Annotated in this window: 1 protein-coding gene; it reads left to right on the top strand. The window is 66.4% G+C overall.

Annotated features, from left to right (window positions below):
* Positions 1-44: 44 nt before the first annotated feature.
* Entirely contained in the window at positions 45-2,018 is a 1,974-nt protein-coding gene (gene dnaG / locus Q4E95_RS13245) for a DNA primase (protein ID WP_303383744.1), read from the top strand.
* Positions 2,019-2,021 lie beyond the last annotated feature (3 nt).

Below are 2,021 nucleotides of genomic sequence, written 5' to 3' on the forward strand. Positions count from 1 at the left end.
CGCCGCGGTCTGGCGAGTTTGACGCGTTGCCTAGGATGAGAGGCGTGGCGGGACTGATCAGGCGAGAAGACATAGACGAGGTGCGCTCACGCACCGACCTCAAGGAAATCGTCGACCAGTACGTGACCCTCAAGCCCGCCGGCATTGGTTCCTACAAGGGCCTGTGCCCGTTCCACGACGAGCGCACGCCGTCCTTCCACGTGCGCCCGCACATGGGTACTTACCACTGCTTCGGCTGCGACGAATCCGGTGACGTGATCGCGTTCCTCATGGAAATGGATCACACGCCGTTCACCGAAACGGTGGAACGGCTGGCCGCGCGCATCGGCTACGAGCTGCGTTACGAGCAGGGCTCGGGGCCCAAGCGCGAAGAAGTGGGGCGCCGGCAGCGGCTCCTGGACGCCCATAAGATCGCCGCGGAATTCTTCCAGCGCCACCTCTACACCCGGCAGGCCACGGCCGCCCAACAGTTCTTGGGCGAACGCGGTTTCGACGACGACGCCGCGCGCACCTATGGCATTGGTTACGCACCCAAGGGCTGGTCCAACCTGCTCAAACACCTGCGGGACCGGGGTTTCACGGACCAGGAACTCAAGCTCACGGGCATGTTCTCGGAGGGCAATCGGGGTCTCTACGACCGGTTCCGTGGCCGGTTGATCTGGCCCATTCACGCGGTGGCCGGTGAGGTCATCGGCTTCGGCGCGCGCAGGCTCTACGAGGACGACCAGGGGCCCAAGTACCTCAACACCCCCGAGACACAGCTCTACAAGAAGTCCCAGGTGCTGTACGGCATCAACCTGGCCAAGCGGGCGATCGCCAAGGGCAAGCAGGTGGTGGTGGTCGAGGGCTACACGGACGTCATGGCCTGCCATTTGGCCGGTGTCGAGACCGCGGTGGCCACGTGCGGTACCGCTTTCGGGGCGGATCACATCAAAATCGTGCGCCGTTTCCTCTCCGACGATTCCGCCGGGGGAGAGGTCATCTTCACCTTCGACGGCGACGCCGCCGGACAGAAGGCCGCGCTGCGCGCCTTCCAGGAGGACCAGCGGTTCGTGGCGCAGACCTACGTGGCCGTGGGACCAAACGGCATGGACCCGTGCGACCTGCGGCTGACCCGCGGCGACGCCGCCGTGCGGGACCTGGTCAGTACCCGGACCCCGTTGTTCGAATTCGCCTTGAAGGCGACCATTCGCGACTACGACGTGAACAGTCTGGAAGGGCGACTGCGGGCCATGCGGGCGTGCGCGCCCATCGTGGCGCAGATCCGCGACTCGTCCCTGCGCCCGGCGTATGCCCGGGAGCTGTCCGGGTGGCTGGGCATCGAGACCGATGAGGTGATGCGGGCGGTGGCGGCCGCGACCAAGCGGGGCTCGACATCGCAGCGGCTAGGGCAGCAACAGCGGACACCGCAACACCACGACTCGCAACAGTTCTCGGCGGTTCGTGATGGGTCAGGGCGAGCTCGAAGCGACGGCGAGCGTCAAGGACATCCCCGCGGGGATTCTCAAGAGCAGGAACGTCCGGCGGAGGTTCAGCTGCCCAATCCCCGTGAGCCCGTGGCCAGGATGGAACGCGAAGCGCTGGAGGTCGTTCTGCAGGTTCCGGATCTGGTACCCGAGGCGTACTGGGGTCATTTCGACTCCGCCGTGATGCGCTACCCGGTGCACCAAGCGCTCCACGACTCGATCGTTGCCGCGCGGCCCGAGTACGACGTCAACGACCCACGCGGCGGCCGCGGCTGGCTGGAGCACGTGCGCGGGCAACTGCCCGAACCGCTGCACGGTTACCTGGCGCAGCTGTCGGTGACCCCGCTGCCCGCCTCCTCCGAACAGCAGGTCCGCAACTACGCCGTGGGTGTGCTGACCAGCCTGGTGGAAATGCACATCAACCGCGCCAAGTCGGACAAGCTCGCGCACCTGAACCGCGCCGATCCGCAGCGGGAATCCGCCCTGTACCAGCAGCTGCAACGGGAGCTGCTGGACCTGGAGATGCAGCGGCGGAGCCTGCTGGGTAACTGAGGT

This window comes from Kocuria sp. (assembly GCF_030536815.1).
Classification (GTDB): Bacteria; Actinomycetota; Actinomycetes; order Actinomycetales; family Micrococcaceae; genus Kocuria; species Kocuria gwangalliensis.